Origin of the sequence: Dethiosulfatarculus sandiegensis (assembly GCF_000931935.2) — a bacterium.
Classification (GTDB): domain Bacteria; phylum Desulfobacterota; class Desulfarculia; order Desulfarculales; family Desulfarculaceae; genus Dethiosulfatarculus; species Dethiosulfatarculus sandiegensis.
The window spans coordinates 1-1,114 of sequence record NZ_AZAC01000077.1 but is presented as its reverse complement, the minus strand read 5'-3'; the positions used below and the strand labels follow the sequence as shown (position 1 = coordinate 1,114).

Here is a 1,114-nt window from a genome sequence, read left to right as displayed (position 1 = left end):
ATTGCGCAGAAGACCGCTCCAAGCATGCTCTCTGTGCCGCTATCGCTGACGCTAAAGACCACAAACAGGAAAGGTAGTCCCCACAGGTCGCGCAGTGGCGAGGTGCTCCAGTTCTGAAGAACAAGCTCTTGTTCCCTGAAGCTAGGAAAGGAGACATCCTCGGCCAGTGCCCCTCGGTCATCGACCCTGACTACCTTCAGGTTGTAGCAACCCAGGAGTCGGTCCAGCTCCTCCTCTGACATCAGGGTCTTGAGGAACTCCCTGAACACATAGCTCACACGATCCTTCTTCTTGGGACTTGGATCTGCAATTCCGGCCAGACGAGCCAGCGCGCGAACATCGGTCCCCAGATGCGGACGCAATGAATCAAGAATCAGGCTCTCGTAAGCACCCGTACCCGTGGCACCCCGCCACCTGAGCAACTTGAAGGTCTGGGTCGCTTCCTGCTGTGACAAGGGGGCGACGCCGCGTCCTCGCGACATCCCGTCCAAGAATCCACCGAATGACGCGAGGTTCAGAAGAACCGACGTTGCATGTACGCAAGTGAGGAGTGTGTTCTGACGACCTATGGCGCGAATCTTGTTGCCCGGCGGGTTGTACTTCACGTCCTCATTCAGGGCTAAGGCCTCAACCAGATGAAGGAATGCGCGTACGGGAACCCCGGCGATCATCGGGTGTAACCCTTCGAGGAAGAGAACGGCCTCTTCGGGAGGTTGGTAGCGCCAGGCCCCATGACCTGTTTCCGCATGGTCCAACATGAATGCATTGCGAAAGAGGAGTGCGCCAATCACGTGGAGTGAGGCTTGATCCATGCCATCCGTGGACACTGCGTAGTCCTGCAGGGCAGAGAACACGTCGCCGAAGGACGGTCGGAACCCCTCGTCCCGTCCATTCCTCAGGAGTGTTGGGGTCATATCATTGAGGTTTGGATTGGCGCGGTTCGGATCGGCCTCCTTGCCCGGCTTGCCAACCGCGACGACCAGCCCGTCGAATGGGCCGTAGAGTGGCGTGTAGTGTCGCTCACGCAGAGAGGGACCGGCAGGGAATCCGGCTGCTTCGGCAATCGCACATTCGCGCTTCTGCTTCGACAGTCGGCCCAATTGACCCTCGGGAA

Annotated in this window: 1 pseudogene; it reads right to left on the bottom strand. The window is 58.8% G+C overall.

Features of this window, described 5'->3' with window-relative positions:
• Positions 1–1,100: pseudogene (locus X474_RS23835) on the bottom strand (hypothetical protein); the annotation flags it as partial.
• Positions 1,101–1,114 lie beyond the last annotated feature (14 nt).